A 16,669-nucleotide genomic window follows, 5' to 3' on the forward strand; every position below is an offset into this window, starting at 1 on the left:
CTGTTTACAATCTCGCGAGCCGGAGCGAGACAAGACGAAAAGCGCTGAGACAGCGGAATGCACAGGTGGTAGGCGAGCATTCTTAAGCGGTTTTCAACGCCTCCTGCTTAAAGTCCCGCCGCAGCGCCGCAGACCAAGCGTTCAGCCCAGCAAGCGCCCGCACACCGTGCTGCGACGGCTGCCGCCGGCGCGGCGTTCCCAATCGTCGAAGCTGGCCAGTTCGACGAAACCCGCCTTGCGCATCATGCCGCCGGACGCGGCGTTTTCCTCGTGGCGGTCCGCCGCCACCCAGCGCGCGCCGCGCGCGGCCAGATCCTCGCAAGCCTGTCGCAACAACAAGCTGCCCAGGCCCTGTCCGGCCTGATCGCGCCGCACCACCGCCTCCATGATGTAGCCGGCGGCGTCCGCCGCCACCTCGGCCGGCCGGTGTTGGGGAAAAGCATCGTGCAGCCGATACAGGATGGCGGCCCCCAGCAGGCCGTCTCGCTCGAACAAGGCCGCCCAGGCTTCGCCGGCAGCCACCTGGCGCAAACTCCGCTCCACCCCGTCCGCCGGCAGCCAGTTCCACGGATTGGGTCCGTGCTCCGTGATCAGCGTCCGCAACGCGTCCACATCCCCCGCCCCGGCCAAACGATATTGCCAACTCATGCGCATCCTTTCGCAAAACGCAGCGTAGCCTGGCCCGCGTCCACTTCCAGTTCGGCCCAGGCGCCGTTCATCAATGTCCATTGCGGCGGCACATGGCCGATATCAGCGTCCACCGCCACCGGATACGGCAGTCCGTCCAAAGCCGTTTCCACGGCCTGGCTGTAGCTCAAGGCGTTCGCGTCCGCGGCGTCCGGCCCGCTGCTGCGGCCCAACACCAGCCCGCTCAAGCCGTCCAGCGCGCCGGACAGGCGCAGGCCCAGCAGCGCGCGCAGCAACTCGCAAGGCCTCAACTCGCAGTTTTCCAGGTAAAGCAGCGCGGGTTCCCGTTTGAACGCGCGCAAATCGAAATAAGGGCTGCCCTGCAGCCGGCTCAGCGTATCCAGGCAGCCGCCTATCAGCCGGCCGGCCATGCGGGCCCTTTGCGCGCCCAACACGCGCAGCGTGGACGGATAAGACTCTCCCGGAGCGTCCCAGCGCCAAAACGCCTTGTAATGGCCTTGCTGAGGCGGCAAACCGTGGCGCAAGGCGTGCAGCAGCGCCGAATTCTCTTCCATCCGCTGCGGATTGCCCAGATCGAAGAGGTTCGGCCCGTGCAAGGTCGCCCACCCCGCCAACAGGGTCAGCGGCGTCAGCACGGTGGAAATATCGGAAAACCCGGCCAGCCATTTGGGCGGCAAACGCGCCAAGGCGGCGAAATCGATGCCGGCCAGCAATTCCATCGCCCTTTCGCCGCCCCAGGGCGGCAGGATGGCGCGAATCTCCGGATCGAAAAGAAAATGGTTGAGCTCCGCCAGACGTTGGGCGGCCGGCGCGCTGGCGTCCTGGGATTCGCCGCGCAGACAAGCGCCCTCCACCACTTGCCAGCCCTGATCGCGCAGACATTGCAGCGCGCGATCCAGTTGCCCGTGCAAGACCGGAGGCACGCCGGAGGAAAAAGAGGTGACGGCGATGCGGTCGCCTGGCTTCAAGGGCGCGGGAAAAGCCGTCATCGGCGATTGCTCCTGTGGATAAACATCAAGGCAGGACGGCTTCCTCGCTCAAATCCCGCGCAAAGCTATGGCTGGTCTTCAGTTGCCGATAACCAAGATGACGATAGAAGGCATGGGCTTCGACGCGATGAACGCTGGAGCGCAGGCGGATGTGCCGATAACCGAGTTGCCGCGCCCAGGCTTCGCAAGCGCTGAGCAAACGCCGTCCCAAACCCTGGCCCTGACAAGCCGGGCTGACCACGATGCCGACAATTTCTATCGCCGACGGCGCTTGCAGCAGGTGCACGCCGCGGCAATGCGCCCAAGCAAGCACGACGCCGTCTCTTTCGGCCACCCAAACCTGGTTGTCCGGCAGTGTCGTCAACCTGGCGAAACGCTCGCTGATGTCCGCTTCCGTCGCTTCATAGCCCAGATCCAGGCATAGCCGCGCCGCGGCGGCGGCGTCCGCCGCCCGCATTGTCCTGATCTCCACCATCTGTCTTCGCCTAGTTGCTCAAGGAAATGACATTGTCGGCATAAGGAGGGATAACCGGCAAGCCGGTTATTTGTTCTTCAGCCGTCGCAGTTCGATCAATTTGGCGTATTTGATGTAGCTGTTGAAGCAACCGATGCTGATGTGGACCAAACCGGGGACGCCGTCGAGAAAACCGCGGCGAAAAAAATAGAACTTCACGAAGCGCAGCAGCGGGCTGAGGATAAGTTTGGCGATACCCACACGTTTTCCCCTTTGCAACAGCTGTTCCGCCTGCAAGCTGGTATAGCGGTTCTGCTTGCTCAGATACAGAGCGATGTCTTCGCCGGATTCGTGCATCAGCTCGTGACGCAGCTTATGCACAGGGCCGTCGGCGATCACATACTCGTGAACCAGATCGTCGGACCAACGCGCGTGAGCGCGATGGAACAAACGCAAGGACCAGTCCGGATAGCCTTCTCCGTGTTTCAGAAAACGACCCATGAAACGGTTGCAACGCGGGAACTGGAAGGCCGTGGCCTGTGGATTGTCCAGCAGTTCTTTGATTTCATTGACTAAATTTTCCGACAACCACTCGTCGGCATCCAGGCACAGCACCCAGTCGTGGCTGGCCACCCTTACCGCCAATTGTTTCTGAGGACCGAATCCCAGCCAGTCTTGGTGGATAACTTTTGCCTTATAGGCGGAAGCTATCGCCAATGTCCTGTCGGCGCTGCCTGAATCCACAAGCACGATTTCATCGGCGAAGCCCACGCTGTCCAGACATTTTTCCAGCGAGGTTTCCGCATTCTTGGTGATTAGCACCACGCTAATTCGCGCACGCATCTTGTTATATGTTTTCCCATATGTAATTTGAAGAAACTGGTAGAAGGCGTCCCATTTCTGTGGATAACCCTGTTTTTTCCATTGTTTTCATCATGTTGTACAAGTTGGAATCTTGTTGTTCACCCTGCGTTTTGCAGACGGAAGACTTGTGGATAAATCTGAGAGAACGGTGAAGTCCCTGCTTGTCCACAGCTCCGATCCCCTTTGTTCCCACCTGCTTGTGCATGGCGTGAATTTGCCTGCCTAGCTGCTACAGCCACCGATAACTCTTTAACGCAATTTTATATTGATGAAACTGATATAGTCGGCCATTGCTGTGGATAAGCGACAAAAACTTCAAAGGGTTCAGTTACTTGTCCTGTTGATGGGCTTTGGATAGTTTAGGTGCGCTGCGGCATTGCAAATTGTGGATAAATTCGCGCTCAGTTGTCCACAGCGCTTTATCCACAATTGAACTGCAGGGATTTTACTTGGTTAACCACAGCCATGCTCGGGTACAATGCGCGCCATGATGAATGTGCTGATTGTGCGCACCTCGTCGATGGGCGACCTTATCCACACCTGGCCCGCCATTTCCGAGTTGAAAGCGCATTACCCGAATTTCCGCATCAGTTGGCTGGCCGAAGAGGCTTTCGCCGACATTGCCCGTTTGCATCCGGCGGTGGACAGGGTGATCGCCTTGAATGGGCGGCGCTGGCGCAAACGCTGGTGGCTGCCCTCCACCTGGCGCGAGATCCGGGCTTTGCGCAAAGAACTGCGCGACACGCCCTGGGAATTGGTGGTGGACAGCCAGGGCCTGTTGAAAAGCGCCTTGCCGGCCCGCTGGGCCAAGGCGCCGCTGACCGGTTACGACTGGGGCAGCGCGCGCGAGTCTCTGGCCAGCTGTTTTTACGATAAGCGCCACAAGGTGGACTGGAGCTTGTCGGCGATAGAACGCAACCGGCTCTTGTTCGCGCGGGTGTTCGGTTATCAGCCGCAGGGCGAGCCCCGTTTCGGGGTGCCGGCCGGCGAACGGCCCGCCTGGGTGCTGTCCGGCCGCTACGCGGTATTGCTGCACGCCACCAGCAAGGCGTCCAAGGAGTGGCCGGAAGGCCATTGGGTGGAACTGGGCAAACGCCTGTCCATGCAGCATGATCTGGTGATGGTGCTGCCCTGGGGCAATGAACGCGAACGCGAGCGCGCCGAAAGGCTGGCCGCGCGGATGCCGGCCGCGGTGGTGGCGCCCAAGATGGGCCTGATCGAGGCCGCCGGTCTGCTGGGCCACGCCAACGCGGTGGTGGGCGTGGATACCGGGCTGACTCATCTGGCCAATGCCTTGAACGTGCCCTTGGCGGCGATTTACACCGATACCGATCCGGCCGCCACCGGCGTGGTGGAAACGCCGTGGGCCACCAATTTGGGCGGCATAGGGCTGTGCCCGTCGGTGGACGAGGCGCTGCAAGCCTTGTTCGCGCGCAAGGACTGGACATGAACTGGCAACGCAGACTGTATTCCTGGGCCTGGCTGCTGGCCACGCCGCTGGTGCGGCACTATCTGAAGAAGCGGGCGCGCAAGGCGCCGGCTTATCTGGAACACTGGGACGAGCGTTTCGGCAGTCAATTGCAGCCGCGCGCAGAGGGCGCGATCTGGATCCACGCGGTGTCGGTGGGCGAAACCCGCGCCGCTCAGCCCTTGGTGGCGGCGCTGCGCGAAGCCTGGCCGGACGCGCCGCTGCTGATGACGCAGATGACGCCCACCGGGCGGGCCACCGCCTTGCAGCTGTATCCCGACGCCGAAGTGCGTTATCTGCCTTACGATTATCCGCAAGCCGCGCACGCTTTTCTCGCCGCCTACCGGCCGCGGCTGGGCGTGTTGATGGAAACCGAGCTGTGGCCCAATCTGATTCACGCCGCGGCCGAGCAGCAGGTGCCCTTGTTCCTGGCCAATGCGCGCTTGTCTGAAAAATCGCTGAACGGCTATCTGAAAATCAGCGGTCTGATTTCGCCCGCGGTGGCGGCTTTGAGGGCCGTTGCCGCGCAAACGCCGGAAGATGGCGAACGTTTGCGTCAATTGGGCGCTAAATCCATCGAAATCTGCGGCAACACCAAGTACGACATTCAGCCGCCTCCGGCGCAGCTGGCGCTGGCGGAAGCATTCAAGTCCAGGATAGGCCGACGCCGGGTCCTGGTCTGCGCCAGCACCCGCGACGGCGAAGAGGCTTTGATTCTGGACGCCTGGCGGGCCGCGGCCCAAGCGCTGGGCGACGCGCTGCTGGTGTTGGTGCCGCGTCATCCGGAACGGTTCGGCGAAGCGGCCGCGCTGGCCGAGAGCCGCGGCATGAAAGTGCAGCGCCGCAGCGACGGCGCGCCGGTGGACGCCGCCACCCAGGTTTGGCTGGGCGACAGCATGGGCGAAGCCTTCGCCTATTTCGCCTGCGGCGACCTGGCCTTCGTCGGCGGCAGCCTGCTGCCCTTGGGCTGTCATAATCTGATCGAACCGGCCAGCGTGGGCGTGCCGGTGCTGTTCGGCCCGTCCATCTTCAATTTCAAGCAGGCGGCGGCGCTGGCGCTGGCCGCCGGCGCGGCGCGCCAGGTGGCTAGTGCGGCGGACTTGATCGGCGCCGTCGTGGAACTGCTGGGCGATGAGCGCTGCCGTCAGGCGATGCGCGAGTCGGCGCTGGCCTTCAGCGGCGCCCATCGCGGCGCCAGCCAGCGCATGAGCGCCCTGTTTCGCCGCAAGCTGAGGGCCGAACGGGACGAATGACGGACCCGCGGCCGCGTTTGCGAAAAAATTAATCATTCGCCGGCTGATCTGCGCCGCGCCTTCTTCTACTCTTCAAACAAGAGCCGCGTCGCCGACGCGGTTCTCCCGAGGCCGCCGGCCCGGGAAGGACGTGCAAAATCCAGTCATGCCCCAGGCCGGTCCACGCCGTCGGAGAACTTCCGAGCGGACAGATCGAATATGACGGGCGCAAAGCGCCGCCGCATCGACTCCGCTGTCTAAGAAGACAAGGAGCTACCATGTTAGCCAACTACAGCGTGTTGCCCACGATGAGCCTGCCGTCCACCACCGACCTGGTGCGCCTGGATCAGCGCCCGCACCCGCCTATCACCCTGAACAGCCCGGCTCTGGACGTGATGACCGATTTGCGGCTGATCAATCCGGTGGGCATTCATCAGAACGCCAGCTTGCGCGAAGCGCACGACCGAATGATCAGCCACGGCATCCGACTGCTGTTCGTCCACGATGGCGACGGACAGTTCGCCGGCCTGATCACCGCCACCGATCTGCTGGGCGAGCGGCCCATCCAGTGCATGAAGGAACACGGCAAGCACTATGCGGACATCGGCGTGGGCGATGTGATGACGCCGCGCAAGCAGCTGGAAGCCTTGAACCTGGGCGATATCGAACACGCCAGCGTGGGCCATATGGTGGCGACGATGAAGCAGATGGGACGCCAGCACGCGCTGGTGGCGGAGTTCAACCCCGGCAGCGGCCATCATGAATTGTGCGGGCTGTTCTCCACCTCCCACATGGCCAGGCTGCTGGGCATGCCGCTTTCCTTCATCCGCGTGCCGCAGGCCCTGTCGGAAATTCAATATTCCTTGCTGCACGCGATATGAGGGGCGCGGCGCGCAAGTGGGCAAGAATCGGGTCGCCGCGGCGGCCCGATCTGCTTATGCTGGGGCTGTGATCGAATGGAGAGCAGACCATGCACGGCGAAATTCTCGAGGAAGACCGCGACTACGGCCGCATTCGCGACGCCATCCGCTATCTGGTGGCCAACGCCGAGCGCCAGCCGGAGCTGGCCGAGCTGGCCGGCGCGCTGCACCTGTCGGAATCGCGCTTGCAGCGCTTGTTCACCCGCTGGGCCGGCGTCAGCCCCAAGCGCTTTTTACAGCATCTGACCTGCGAGGCCGCCAAGGCCAGGCTGGGCGGACAGGCCTTGTTGCCGTTATCGCATGAACTGGGCTTGTCCGGCGGCGGGCGCTTGCACGATCTGTTCGTGACGCTGGAGGCGATGACCCCGGGCGAATACCGCAACGGCGGCGCCGGATTGGCGATCGAATGGAGCGTGGAAGCCAGCCGTTTCGGCCCGGTGCTGGTGGCGCGGACCGCGCGTGGGGTGTGCGCGGCGCAATTCGTCGCGGACGAGAAAGAGGCCGTGGCCTGGCTGAGCCGGCGCTGGCCCAAGGCCGCGTTGAGCCTTGTTCCCGGCGGCGGCGCCGAGGTGGCCGCGGCCATGTTTGAGCCGTTGCGCGCCGAAGGCCAGGCGCCGCTGGCGCTGCGGGTGCAGGGCAGCAATTTCCAGATCCAGGTCTGGCGCGCGCTGCTGTCCATTCCCTACGGCGGCTTCGCCAGTTACGGCCAGATCGCCGCCGCGGTGGGGCGGCCGCGCGCCGCGCGGGCGGTGGGCAGCGCGGTGGGCGCCAATCCGGTGGCCTGGCTGATTCCCTGCCACCGGGTGATACGCGCCGAGGGCGCTTTGGGCGAATACCGCTGGGGCGCGGAACGCAAGGTGGAGTTGATAGGCTGGGAAGGCGCGGTGATGGCGGGTTTGTAGCCGGCCTAGACCGCGAACTGGCCCAGCGCGCGGAAGAACAGCCGGGACAGCAATTCCAGCCCGTCGTCGTCGCGCAGGCGGTAGAGCGCCAGCGGCACCGCCGGCAGCGGCGGCAGGCTGTGTTCCGGCAAGGGCCGCAGCTGCGCGGAGACGGCGTCGGGAAACAGGACGCCCACGCCCAGGCCCGCTTCCAAGGCCGCTTGCACCGCCAGCTGACTGGTGCTTTCGAAGACGATGCGATAAGGCTGGTCAAGCTGGTGCAAGGCGCGCAGCATCGCGTCGCGCCAGCTGCAGGGCGCGGAGAACATCACCAAGGGCAGGACCTCCGCTTCCGGTTTCACGCCGTCGCGCGCCAACCATTGCAATGGGTATTCCAGCACCCAGCTCGGCGTCCGCTCCAGCCCGCACTGACGCGGGTTGGCGATCAACAGATCCAGTTCTCCCTGGCGAAAAGCCGGGCTGAGTTCCCGTTCCAGGGCCACCCTCACTTCGAGCTGCCACTGCGGCTGGGTGGCGGCGAAGTCGGCCAGCACCTGCGGCAGATGACGGCTGATCACATCCTCGATCAGGCCCACCCGGCAACGCCGGGCGGCGGCGGGCGCGGCCGTCGGCTGCATCTGTTCGGTCAGGCTGACGATGCGTTCGGCGTAGGGCAGCAATTGCAGCCCCGCCGCGGTGAGGCTGACGCCGCGCGGAGAGCGTCGCAACAGGGTCTGGCCGCAGTGCTGTTCCAGTTTGCGCAGTTGCAGGCTCAAGGCCGGCTGCGTGCGCCCCAAGTCCGCCGCCGCGCGGTTGATGCTGCCGTGGCGCGCCACCATGATGAGTGCGCGCAGCAAGCCGGTGTCCAAATCTCCAGTCATGATTTTTTCTTATAACAATGCCCTGATTTTTCAGTCTACCTATAAGCGGCGAGAAAGTTTAGCCTAGGGACGGATATTTCTCATGAGGCGTTCAAACATGTTCATCGCGGCTTTATTGCTGGCGGTCGCCGGCTCCGTCGTCTATCACCTGTCGATCAAGCAGGTGCCGGAGGCGGCGAATCCTTTCTTTTCATTGGCGGTCAGTTACGGCGTGGCCATGCTGGTGTGCGTGCTGGGGATGTGGTGGCTGCCCGGCGGCGGCCAGCGCGGGCTGGCCGCGCTGAACTGGAGCAGCCTGGGCGTGGCGGCGGGCATTGTCGGCATCGAACTGGGCTTTTTGCTGGCCTATCGCGCCGGCTGGCATGTCGGCTACGCGGCGCTCAGTTCCAATGTGCTGACCGCGCTGGTGTTGCTGCCGCTGGGCTATCTGCTGTTTCGCGAACAGCCGTCGCTGGGCAAGCTGGGCGGCATGGCCTTGAGCATGGGCGGGCTGTGGATGATGCTGCGCTTCCGCTGAGCGCCGCCCGGTAGACGGGCGACGCTCGGACCGCGTTATCAAGCGACGTTCAGCGGCAGATGCACGGCCAGCTTGAAGCCGTCCGCCTGATCGCAGAACTCCAGCCGGCCGCGGTGTTGCTTGACCACGCGGCTGACGATGGCGAGGCCGAGGCCGCTGCCGCCGTCGGTGCCGCGGTGTTCGGCCAGCCGTTCGAACGGCGCCAGCGCGGTTTCGCGCAGCTCGGCCGGAATGCCCTTGCCGTGGTCCAGCACGCTGAGCACGGCGAAGCCGTTGTCTTGTTCGACGCAGACCTCCACCGGCGGCGCGCCGTAGCGGCGCGCGTTTTCCAGCAGATTGGACAATAAGCGCTCCAGCGCCAGCCCGTCGCCTTGCAGCTCCGGCTCGGCCAGCCGCTTCAGGCGCACGTCCATGCCCTCGCGGGCGAAGCGCGACACCACGCTGGCGGCGAGGTCGGCCAGCGCCACCGGCTCCAGCCGGGTGGTTTCCTCGGCGCGGGCGAAGTCGATGAACTGGCGGACGATCTGCGACAGCTCGTCGATGTCGGCCAGCATATCGTGCTGATCCGGGCTGTCCTGCTGCAGTTCCAGCGACAGCTTGAGCCGGGTCAGCGGCGTGCGCAGATCGTGGGACAGGCCGGCCAGCATCAGCCGGCGCTCGCGCGCGGCGCTGTCCAGCGCTTGCGCCATCAGGTTGAAATTATGCGCCAGCACCTTCACCTCGCGCGGGCCGTCCTCCGGCACCGCGGCCGGCATGGTGCCGGCGGCCAGTTCCCGGCTGGCCAGCACCACGCGGCTGATCGGCCGCGTCACCCGCCAGGCGACGACGAAGGCCAGCAGGCTGGCGACGATGGAGGCCAGCAGCGCCGCCTGCATGATGGTGTTGATCGGGCGGTCGCTGTAGCGGCCGAAGGGCAGCACCAGCCAGTAGGCCTGGTCCAGCACGTGCACATTGACCCAGAGCTCGCTGCGATCGTCGATCTGGGCGTGGCGCACTTCTATCGGCTCGTTGAGGCCGTGCGACAGCCGCTGCGCCAGGGTCTCGCCCAGGCGCGGCACGTAGTCGGTGAAATTGACGCCTTGATCGGCGTTGATCGGCAGCAGGCGCGGCAGGCCGGGCCGGTTGTAGCCGGCCAGGAATTCGGCGCGCTCGGTGTTGGTCATCGCCTCCATCGTGCCTTCCAGGAAGGCCAGGGTGTCCACCGTCTGCGAATACAGCTGCTTGTCCAGCAGTTTGTGGCGTTCGCCGGCGGCCATCCACAGGGTGACGAACTGGGTGGTCAGCACCACCAGCACCACCAGCACCGCCAGCCGGAAAAACAGCGAGCCGGTCAGCTTGCGCACCGCTTACTCCCGCGGCGTGCCGTCCGGCACGAACACATAGCCGTAGCCCCATACCGTCTGGATGAAGCGCAGCTGGCTGTCCCCGCTTTCCAGCGCCTTGCGCAACCGGGAGATATGCACGTCTATGCTGCGGTCCAGCGATTCGCCGTTGCCCTTGCCCAGCGCCATTTCCATCAATTGCTCGCGGGTCAGCGGCCGGCGAGGATGGCTGACCAGCACCGACAGCACCGCGAATTCCGCGCTGGTCAGCGTCACCGGCTGGCCGGCCTTGCGCAGTTCCCGCTGGCCCAGATTGAGCACGAATTCGCCGAAGCTCACTTCCTCGTCGGCGTCGTGGCGCGCGCCCAGCGCCGGCGTGGCGTGATGACGGCGCAGCACCGACTGGATGCGGGCGGTGAGCTCGCGCGGATTGAACGGTTTGGGCAGGTAGTCGTCGGCGCCCATTTCCAGGCCGAGGATGCGGTCGATGTCCTCGCCGCGCGCGGTGAGCATGATCACCGGAATGGTTTCGCCCTGGGCGCGCAGCCGGCGCACCACGGCCAGCCCGTCCTCGCCCGGCATCATCACGTCCAGCACCATCAGGTCCGGACGATTGCGCGCCAGCTTGCGGTCCAGGTCCTTGGAGTCCGGCAGGGCCTCCACCGCGTAGCCTTGCTGGCTCAGATAGCGGGTGAGCAGCTCGCGCAGCTTGGCGTCGTCGTCGACGACCAGTATCTTATTGTGTTCCATGCGATTTTTCCTCGGAGCGGTGTGTCAGCTTAGCGGCTGGCCCCGGGCTGCGGCAGCGCGCCTGATGAAGATATGTTAAGCCGGTTCCCGCGATCACACACCTTAACAAATCAGCGATTGTCGCTCATGTCTGCCTCATGCCGCGAGTCTAGGCTGCCTAATGAGGCGTTCCGGCGGTTTGGCCGCGGGGAGATGCCTTTGGCATCGGCGGCGCATGGTGTATGCTGTCCGCCCTCGCCGGCCGGATCTTGGGACCGGAGCCCTTTACCAGCCCCTTCGACAGGATAAAACAGCTTTCATGACGCGGTTGCCGATTCTTCTCATCTTTGCCTTGCTGCAAGCGCTCGCCAGCGCGCCGGCCCTGGCGCGAGGGAAGGAGCGCGGCCCCATGCCGCCGGACCTGGAGCCGGCGCCTAGCCGCCGCTGCCAGGCGCGGCCGGATCCGGACTGCAAGGAATTGCGCCGCCTGCGCAATTTGCGCCTGCGCGAAGCGGTGCAGGACGGCGATTTGCCGCCGGAGCTGATGCATCGCGCGCCGCCGCCGTATTGGCGGATGAACCCGGACGGCGCCGCGCCGCCGCCGCCGGATCGCGTCAAGCCTCATTTCTGGCGCGACCGCCGCAAACGCGGCTCGGAGTGAGTCTCCGACGCGTCAAGCCCGGCTGGCGAAGCGGGATTTCTATTGATAAGCTTTGAATAGAGTACGCCAGCCTTTTCATTCCAATTCCAATTCTCATTGCCGGAACGGTTTGCGGAGCAAAACGATTTCGCCGGCATGAGCCTGGCTGGCCGTCCGCCGCGCCGTTAGCGCGCAGCGTCGTTTTCGCCCAATAAAAGCGGTTCACGCTCTCGCGAGCGACAAGGCGTTGCGGCTGAGAAAGCGAACAGTACACGCGGCGCATCAGCATTTCGACATTGAGCGGATCGTCAACAGCTGTGCTTAGGCGGGCGTGGAGATAAGCGGTCATGCGCAAGGGGCATGCCTTGAAAAACAATAGGGGATACGGCGCGCTGCGGCGCGCCTGGGGATGGGGGCTGGTCTTGTGCTGGCTGGCGGACGCGGCGGCGGCGCAATGGGATTGCAGCCGCGCCACCGCGCCGCAGCGCTGCGAGCTGCACCGTCAGGGCACGATGGCCTGCAATGATTTGCCGGTCAACGGGCGGCACGCCTGCCTGGAATTTTACACGCCGGCCTTGAGCTGCCTGCGCGAGCGCGACGCCAAGCGTTGCGAAGCCTTGCGGGCGGCGCACAGCTCTTGCGACGGGCTGGAAGGCAAGGCGCGCCGCGTCTGCATCAACGAGCGGCTGCCGCCGCCGGATTGCGCGCGTTCGGCCAACCCCGCGCGCTGCCGCGCCCGCGCCGAGGCCGAACTCAAATGCGCCGACCGCGAAATAGCCCAGCGGCTGTGCGTGCGCCAGGCCTTGCAAGCGGAGTGAGCGCGTTTATTTAGCCGTGGTCGGATCGAACCACAGGCCGCGGTCGGCGAAAGGCGTGCTGGGCGGCAGGAAGGGGTTGTCGATGCGGATCAGCCGCCGGTGCTTCAGGTCCAGCCGCTGGATCAGCCCGGCGTGGTATTTCTGGAACAGCCGCTGGTATTCGCCGTTGCGCAGCATCAGCCGCATGCCCTGTTCCACGCGTTGCGCCAGCTTCTGCCCTTCCGCGTCGCGGCCGAACCAGAAATAGGTGGGCAGCGGGTAGTACAGCAATAAAGACCGCTCCAGCGCGATATGCTTGTATTGCGGCTGGTAAACGCGGATCTCCTCCTCCACTTCCGCCACGCCGCGCGAGAACGCGTCGCCCAGACCGCGTTCCAGCATGCGGAACAGGCCTTCGTAATTGGGGTCGGTCACCACGGTCAGGCCGGCTTGCTTGAGGATGGCGTTGTCGCCCCAGCCATCCCCCTGGATGACGCTGAAACGGCGCAAGTCGGCCAGACCCGTCACCGCGTCGAAATCCGCTTGCCGCGCGTCGCGGATCAGCAGCACGCGATAGCCGAGCAGGCCGCGGTCTATCGGAATCCGCACCGGCAGATAGCGGCGTTCGTAGTCGCGGTTGGTTTCGCGGATCACCACATTGAGCCGGCCGCGCGGGTGGCCCAGTTCCTGCAGCTGGCGGGCTTCGTTCATCCGCGGCGCGAAGCGCAGGCTGTAATCTCCCCAACGCGGGCGGGTGGCGTCCAGCGCCGCGCGCAGAATCGCCCAGTGATAGTCGTAGCGCTCGTCGGCGGGGGTTTCCGGCGCGTGGCCGACGTAGATCATTCCGGCCGCCTGAACGGACGGGGACATGCCGCCGGCCAAGGCGATGAGGACGGCCAGCCAGCAGCCGGCCAGCCGGCGAAGGAATAGGGATTGCCGCATCGGAATAACCTCGAGATGGCGCGCGGAAGCTGCGCGCCGCCCCTTCATGATGGATAGCCGCGCCGCGCCGCGCAAGGGCCGCTCGCCGTTGCCGGGTTTGCGCGCAGTCAAGCGCTTATGCAAAACCAGGACTAGCAGTGAATATTCATATCGACATGAATATATCTGCCTCCTATCATCTCCCGGATGCCGGAACGGCCTTGTCGGCAAGCGGCATTCACACTCGGGGGACGATTTATGCAATTCAAGAAAACACTGCTGGCCTTGTCGCTGGGCCTGGCCCTGGCGCCCGCGCTGACCATGGCGGCGCCGCCGTTGACCGCGGCCAACAGCGGCTCCACCGCGGAAGCGGCGCGCGGCAACGCCTGGCTGGAAATCGACAAGGCGGCGCTGGATCACAATCTGGCCGAACTCAAGCGCCTGGTGGGCGCCGACACCAAGGTGTGCGCCATTTTGAAGGCGGACGCCTACGGCCACGGCATCGCCAACGTGATGCCGTCCATCATCGCCCAGGGCATTCCCTGCGTGGGCATCGCCAGCAATGAAGAGGCCCGCGTGGCCCGCGCCAGCGGCTATAAGGGTGTGGTGGCGCGCGTGCGCAGCGCCACGCAGGAAGAGATAGCGGACGGCCTGCAATACGATATGCAAGAGCTGGTGGGCAATCTGGAACTGGCGCGTCAGGCGTCCGCGCTGGCCAAGCGCCAGGGCAAGACGCTGCAAATCCATCTGGCCATCAATTCCGCCGGCATCAGCCGCAACGGCGTGGAGCTGGCCAGCAAGCAAGGCCGCCGCGACGCGCTGGCCATGCTCAAGCTGCCCAATCTGCAAGTGGTGGGCATCATGACCCACTTCCCGGTGGAGGATAAGGCCGACGTGGAAAAAGGCCTGGCGGCCTTCAAGCAGGAAAGCGCCTGGCTGATCAAGGCGGGCGGCCTGGACCGCAGCAAGATCACCCTGCACTGCGCCAACAGCTTCGCCACGCTGGAAGTGCCGGAAGCGCGGCTGGACATGGTGCGTCCGGGCGGCGCCATCTTCGGCGACACCGTGCCCAGCCATACCGAATATCTGCGCGTGATGGCCTTCAAATCGCGCGTGGCGGCGGTGAACCGCTATCCGGCCGGCAACACCGTCGGCTACGACCGCACTTACACCCTGAAGCGCGAGTCCTTGCTGGCCAATATCCCGGTCGGCTATTCCGACGGCTATCGCCGCGCCTTCACCAATAAGGCGCATGTGCTGATCAACGGCCAGCGCGCGCCGGTGGTGGGCAAGGTGTCGATGAATACGCTGATGGTGGACGTGACCGAGATTCCGGGCGCCAAGATCGGCGACGAGGTGGTGTTGTTCGGCAAGCAGGGCAAGGGCGAAATCGGCGCCGCCGAGCTGGAGGACATCAACGGCGCCTTGCTGGCCGACCTGTACACGGTGTGGGGCAATTCCAACCCCAAATTGCTGGTGAACCGCTAGCGCCGGTTCAAGGCCGCGCGCGTTTTGAATAGGCGCTGAGCCTGGCCGCGCCGCCGCCGTTCGCGGCGGCGGCGTGTGAGTCTTCACAGTCTGCTGGCGAATTGCCCTGGTTTGGACTTAGATGAATCATGTTCACGCATCAGGAGTGCGCCATGCAGTTCGACGAAGTTCGCCCAGAGCATTTCACCACGCTGTCCCGCAACCCGTTTCCGCATATTCTGATCGACCGGGCCTTGCAGCAGATCGCCGGCGGCAGCGCCGATGGCTCGCAGTTCCGCAAGGACGTGCTGGCCGCGGCGGGCTGGAGCCATGGCGGGCTGACGCCGTTCGGCAAGTATCCGGCCGACGCCTGCGTGGCGTTCAACCGCATCCGCAAGGTTCTGGAAGTGACCCAGGAGCCTGGCGCGATTCTGGCGGAGCTGGAGAAGGACGCGCCCACGGTCTGAAGCCCGGCGCGCATCATGCAAAAGCCCGCCTGTCGGCGGGCTTTGTTCTTGCGCGCAGATGCCGGATTTAGCCGGCGGCCTTTCTCAGGATGATGTACAACTCATCCTTCAGCCGCAGTTTTTCCTTTTTCAGGGTTTCGATTTCGAAGTCGACGGAAGGCTCGATGCGCGCTTCCATATTCTTGATCTTCTGGTCCAGGTCGTTGTGTTTGTTGAACAGGCGGGTGAAGTGCTCGTCTTCGGTTTTCAGCTTGCTGATCAGTTCGCGGTATTCGGGAAACATGGGCGACTCCTTGGGCGGGTGGATACATGGAGCGGCTGACGACGTGGACCCGGGCGAAGCCTAAGGGCAAAGATAGCGGCCGTCAGCGATCAGATACTGCCAAACCATGCTAACACCGCGCGGCGGCGAAGGTTATTGATCCAGAGCAGACACCCACCCTTAGGCCAGCCGGGCGCGGCAAGGCGCGCTCAGAGTCTGTTCAACGCCGTATCGCCGAAGCGCGGCAGGTTCTCAGGGCTTGAACCAGGGGCGTCCGCGCTGGGTGGGCAGCTGGTAGCGTTCCGCCAGTTTCTCGTAGCCGCCGGCGGCGGCGAAGCGGCGCAGGCCCTGGTTGAAGCGGTCGCGGTCGCGGACGTCGCGGAAGGTCAGCCGGTAATGGGTGGGGGTGAACAGCGCGTACGGGCAGAGCTTGGCGCCGACGTCGATTTCCCGGCGCAGCTCGTGGCTCAACTGCTGGAAGATGTTGACGTCGGAAATCGCCACGTCGGCGCGCTCGCTGTACAGCAGGCGGTTGAGGGTGACCTGCGGCGATTCTTCCCGGTAGGACGTAATCTGCGGCGCCAGCGCGGCGAAGTCGGGGCCCAGGTAGAGGTGGGCGCCCTGGAAGGCGGCCACCCGGAAACGGGCCAGGTCGTCCAGCCGGCGCAGGCGGATGCGGCGTTTGCACAGCGTGATCGCCATGTTCTGGTAGACGATGTAGGGCTCGGAAACATGGCCGCCGCTATTGGCGATGGCGGCGTCCACCTGGCCGTTGGCCAGCCAGTTGTGCGCGCGCAGATTGGGGCCGAAGCGGATCTGGGGCTGATAGCCGGCCTGGATCAGGGCCTGGCGGACGATATCGTATTCCACGCCTTTGGCGCGCTCTGCGTCGATATAGGGCTGCTTGGTTTCGCCCAGCGCCACCCGGATCGACGGCAGCGCGGCTATCGGGGCGCTGAGCGCGCCGAACAGCAGGGCCGGCAAGGCGCGGCGGGCGAGGTGGAGCGGCGAGAAAGCCATGGGGCGGTAGCGGATATCGATGTCTTGCAATGGCGCGCGCGCTTGGGCGGGGCCGCCGAATAGATTATTTATAGCCGCTGGACCGGGTCCGGTCTTGTCTGATGCGCGGACGCGGGCCGCGGCTGCCGCATTGTAGCGATTGCGCGGCCGGGCTTCCCGGCTTTCCGGCAAGGGGCCGGCAAAAAGCGAG

Annotated in this window: 19 protein-coding genes; 9 read left to right on the forward strand and 10 right to left on the reverse strand. The window is 64.8% G+C overall.

Going from position 1 to position 16,669, the window contains the following annotated elements; all coding sequences use genetic code 11:
* Positions 1-141: 141 nt before the first annotated feature.
* The 4 genes from AB1Z25_RS22350 to AB1Z25_RS22365 form a co-directional block, all read right to left on the reverse strand.
* A complete protein-coding gene (locus AB1Z25_RS22350) occupies positions 142-648 on the reverse strand; it encodes a GNAT family N-acetyltransferase (protein WP_486636193.1) in 507 nt (168 codons plus the stop codon).
* Positions 645-1,637: a S66 family peptidase gene (locus AB1Z25_RS22355; protein WP_486636194.1), complete on the reverse strand. Its 993-nt coding sequence runs from the start codon at positions 1,635-1,637 to the stop codon at positions 645-647. The genes AB1Z25_RS22350 and AB1Z25_RS22355 overlap by 4 nt, the downstream gene beginning before the upstream one ends.
* Before the next feature lie 25 nt (positions 1,638-1,662).
* Entirely contained in the window at positions 1,663-2,094 is a 432-nt protein-coding gene (locus AB1Z25_RS22360; RefSeq protein WP_253314769.1) for a GNAT family N-acetyltransferase, read from the reverse strand.
* 84 nt (positions 2,095-2,178) lie between these two features.
* Positions 2,179-2,934: a glycosyltransferase family 2 protein gene (locus AB1Z25_RS22365; RefSeq protein ID WP_486636195.1), complete on the reverse strand. Its 756-nt coding sequence runs from the start codon at positions 2,932-2,934 to the stop codon at positions 2,179-2,181.
* Between the two features lie 508 nt (positions 2,935-3,442).
* Between AB1Z25_RS22365 and waaC the strand changes: the two genes are divergently transcribed.
* The 4 genes from waaC to AB1Z25_RS22385 all read left to right on the forward strand — a co-directional run bounded on the left by waaC (position 3,443) and on the right by AB1Z25_RS22385 (position 7,477).
* On the forward strand, positions 3,443-4,405 hold the full coding sequence (gene waaC / locus AB1Z25_RS22370; protein ID WP_319792912.1) for a lipopolysaccharide heptosyltransferase I: 963 nt from the start codon (positions 3,443-3,445) through the stop codon (positions 4,403-4,405).
* Positions 4,402-5,676: a lipid IV(A) 3-deoxy-D-manno-octulosonic acid transferase gene (gene waaA, locus AB1Z25_RS22375; RefSeq protein ID WP_486636196.1), complete on the forward strand. Its 1,275-nt coding sequence runs from the start codon at positions 4,402-4,404 to the stop codon at positions 5,674-5,676. Before waaC ends, waaA begins: the two co-directional genes overlap by 4 nt.
* A 257-nt stretch (positions 5,677-5,933) precedes the next feature.
* On the forward strand, positions 5,934-6,536 hold the full coding sequence (locus tag AB1Z25_RS22380) for a CBS domain-containing protein (RefSeq protein WP_107801360.1): 603 nt from the start codon (positions 5,934-5,936) through the stop codon (positions 6,534-6,536).
* An 89-nt stretch (positions 6,537-6,625) separates the two neighbouring features.
* Positions 6,626-7,477, forward strand: coding sequence for a methylated-DNA--[protein]-cysteine S-methyltransferase (locus AB1Z25_RS22385; protein WP_486636197.1), 852 nt, complete (start codon positions 6,626-6,628; stop codon positions 7,475-7,477).
* 5 nt (positions 7,478-7,482) lie between these two features.
* On the opposite strand, the gene AB1Z25_RS22390 is transcribed toward AB1Z25_RS22385, so the two are convergent.
* Entirely contained in the window at positions 7,483-8,337 is an 855-nt protein-coding gene (locus tag AB1Z25_RS22390; RefSeq protein WP_486636198.1) for a LysR family transcriptional regulator, read from the reverse strand.
* Positions 8,338-8,419: 82 nt separating this feature from the next.
* Here AB1Z25_RS22390 and AB1Z25_RS22395 point away from each other — a divergent pair, with 82 nt between their 5' ends.
* Positions 8,420-8,854 (forward strand): EamA family transporter, encoded by a 435-nt coding sequence (locus tag AB1Z25_RS22395; protein ID WP_227105935.1) that lies wholly within the window; start codon positions 8,420-8,422, stop codon positions 8,852-8,854.
* Positions 8,855-8,892: 38 nt separating this feature from the next.
* On the opposite strand, the gene AB1Z25_RS22400 is transcribed toward AB1Z25_RS22395, so the two are convergent.
* Together AB1Z25_RS22400 and ompR are read right to left on the reverse strand one after the other, a co-directional pair.
* Complete coding sequence (locus AB1Z25_RS22400; RefSeq protein ID WP_486636199.1) at positions 8,893-10,197, reverse strand: ATP-binding protein; 1,305 nt, start codon at positions 10,195-10,197, stop codon at positions 8,893-8,895.
* 3 nt (positions 10,198-10,200) lie between these two features.
* Positions 10,201-10,926, reverse strand: coding sequence for an osmolarity response regulator transcription factor OmpR (gene ompR / locus AB1Z25_RS22405; RefSeq protein WP_043636475.1), 726 nt, complete (start codon positions 10,924-10,926; stop codon positions 10,201-10,203).
* Between the two features lie 298 nt (positions 10,927-11,224).
* Between ompR and AB1Z25_RS22410 the strand changes: the two genes are divergently transcribed.
* A complete protein-coding gene (locus AB1Z25_RS22410) occupies positions 11,225-11,566 on the forward strand; it encodes a hypothetical protein (protein WP_227105936.1) in 342 nt (113 codons plus the stop codon).
* Positions 11,567-11,892: 326 nt separating this feature from the next.
* Positions 11,893-12,363, forward strand: a complete 471-nt coding sequence (locus AB1Z25_RS22415; RefSeq protein WP_146176767.1) for a hypothetical protein — start codon at positions 11,893-11,895, stop codon at positions 12,361-12,363.
* 6 nt (positions 12,364-12,369) lie between these two features.
* Here AB1Z25_RS22415 and AB1Z25_RS22420 read toward each other — a convergent pair whose 3' ends face one another.
* The gene (locus AB1Z25_RS22420) at positions 12,370-13,284 is read right to left on the reverse strand and encodes a type 2 periplasmic-binding domain-containing protein (protein WP_146176768.1); all 915 of its coding nucleotides are present in this window, start codon (positions 13,282-13,284) and stop codon (positions 12,370-12,372) included.
* 237 nt (positions 13,285-13,521) lie between these two features.
* Here AB1Z25_RS22420 and alr point away from each other — a divergent pair, with 237 nt between their 5' ends.
* Positions 13,522-14,751 carry an alanine racemase gene (gene alr, locus AB1Z25_RS22425; RefSeq protein ID WP_107801368.1) on the forward strand — a complete coding sequence of 410 codons (1,230 nt, stop codon included), beginning with the start codon at positions 13,522-13,524 and terminating at the stop codon, positions 14,749-14,751.
* Between the two features lie 152 nt (positions 14,752-14,903).
* Positions 14,904-15,197: a hypothetical protein gene (locus AB1Z25_RS22430; RefSeq protein ID WP_107802085.1), complete on the forward strand. Its 294-nt coding sequence runs from the start codon at positions 14,904-14,906 to the stop codon at positions 15,195-15,197.
* A 67-nt stretch (positions 15,198-15,264) separates the two neighbouring features.
* On the opposite strand, the gene AB1Z25_RS22435 is transcribed toward AB1Z25_RS22430, so the two are convergent.
* Together AB1Z25_RS22435 and AB1Z25_RS22440 are read right to left on the reverse strand one after the other, a co-directional pair.
* Entirely contained in the window at positions 15,265-15,480 is a 216-nt protein-coding gene (locus AB1Z25_RS22435) for an HP1242/YdcH family protein (protein ID WP_107801369.1), read from the reverse strand.
* Between the two features lie 231 nt (positions 15,481-15,711).
* Positions 15,712-16,509 carry a type 2 periplasmic-binding domain-containing protein gene (locus tag AB1Z25_RS22440; RefSeq protein ID WP_227105940.1) on the reverse strand — a complete coding sequence of 266 codons (798 nt, stop codon included), beginning with the start codon at positions 16,507-16,509 and terminating at the stop codon, positions 15,712-15,714.
* Positions 16,510-16,669: the final 160 nt, after the last annotated feature.

This window comes from Chromobacterium sp. HL1, from assembly GCF_057418835.1.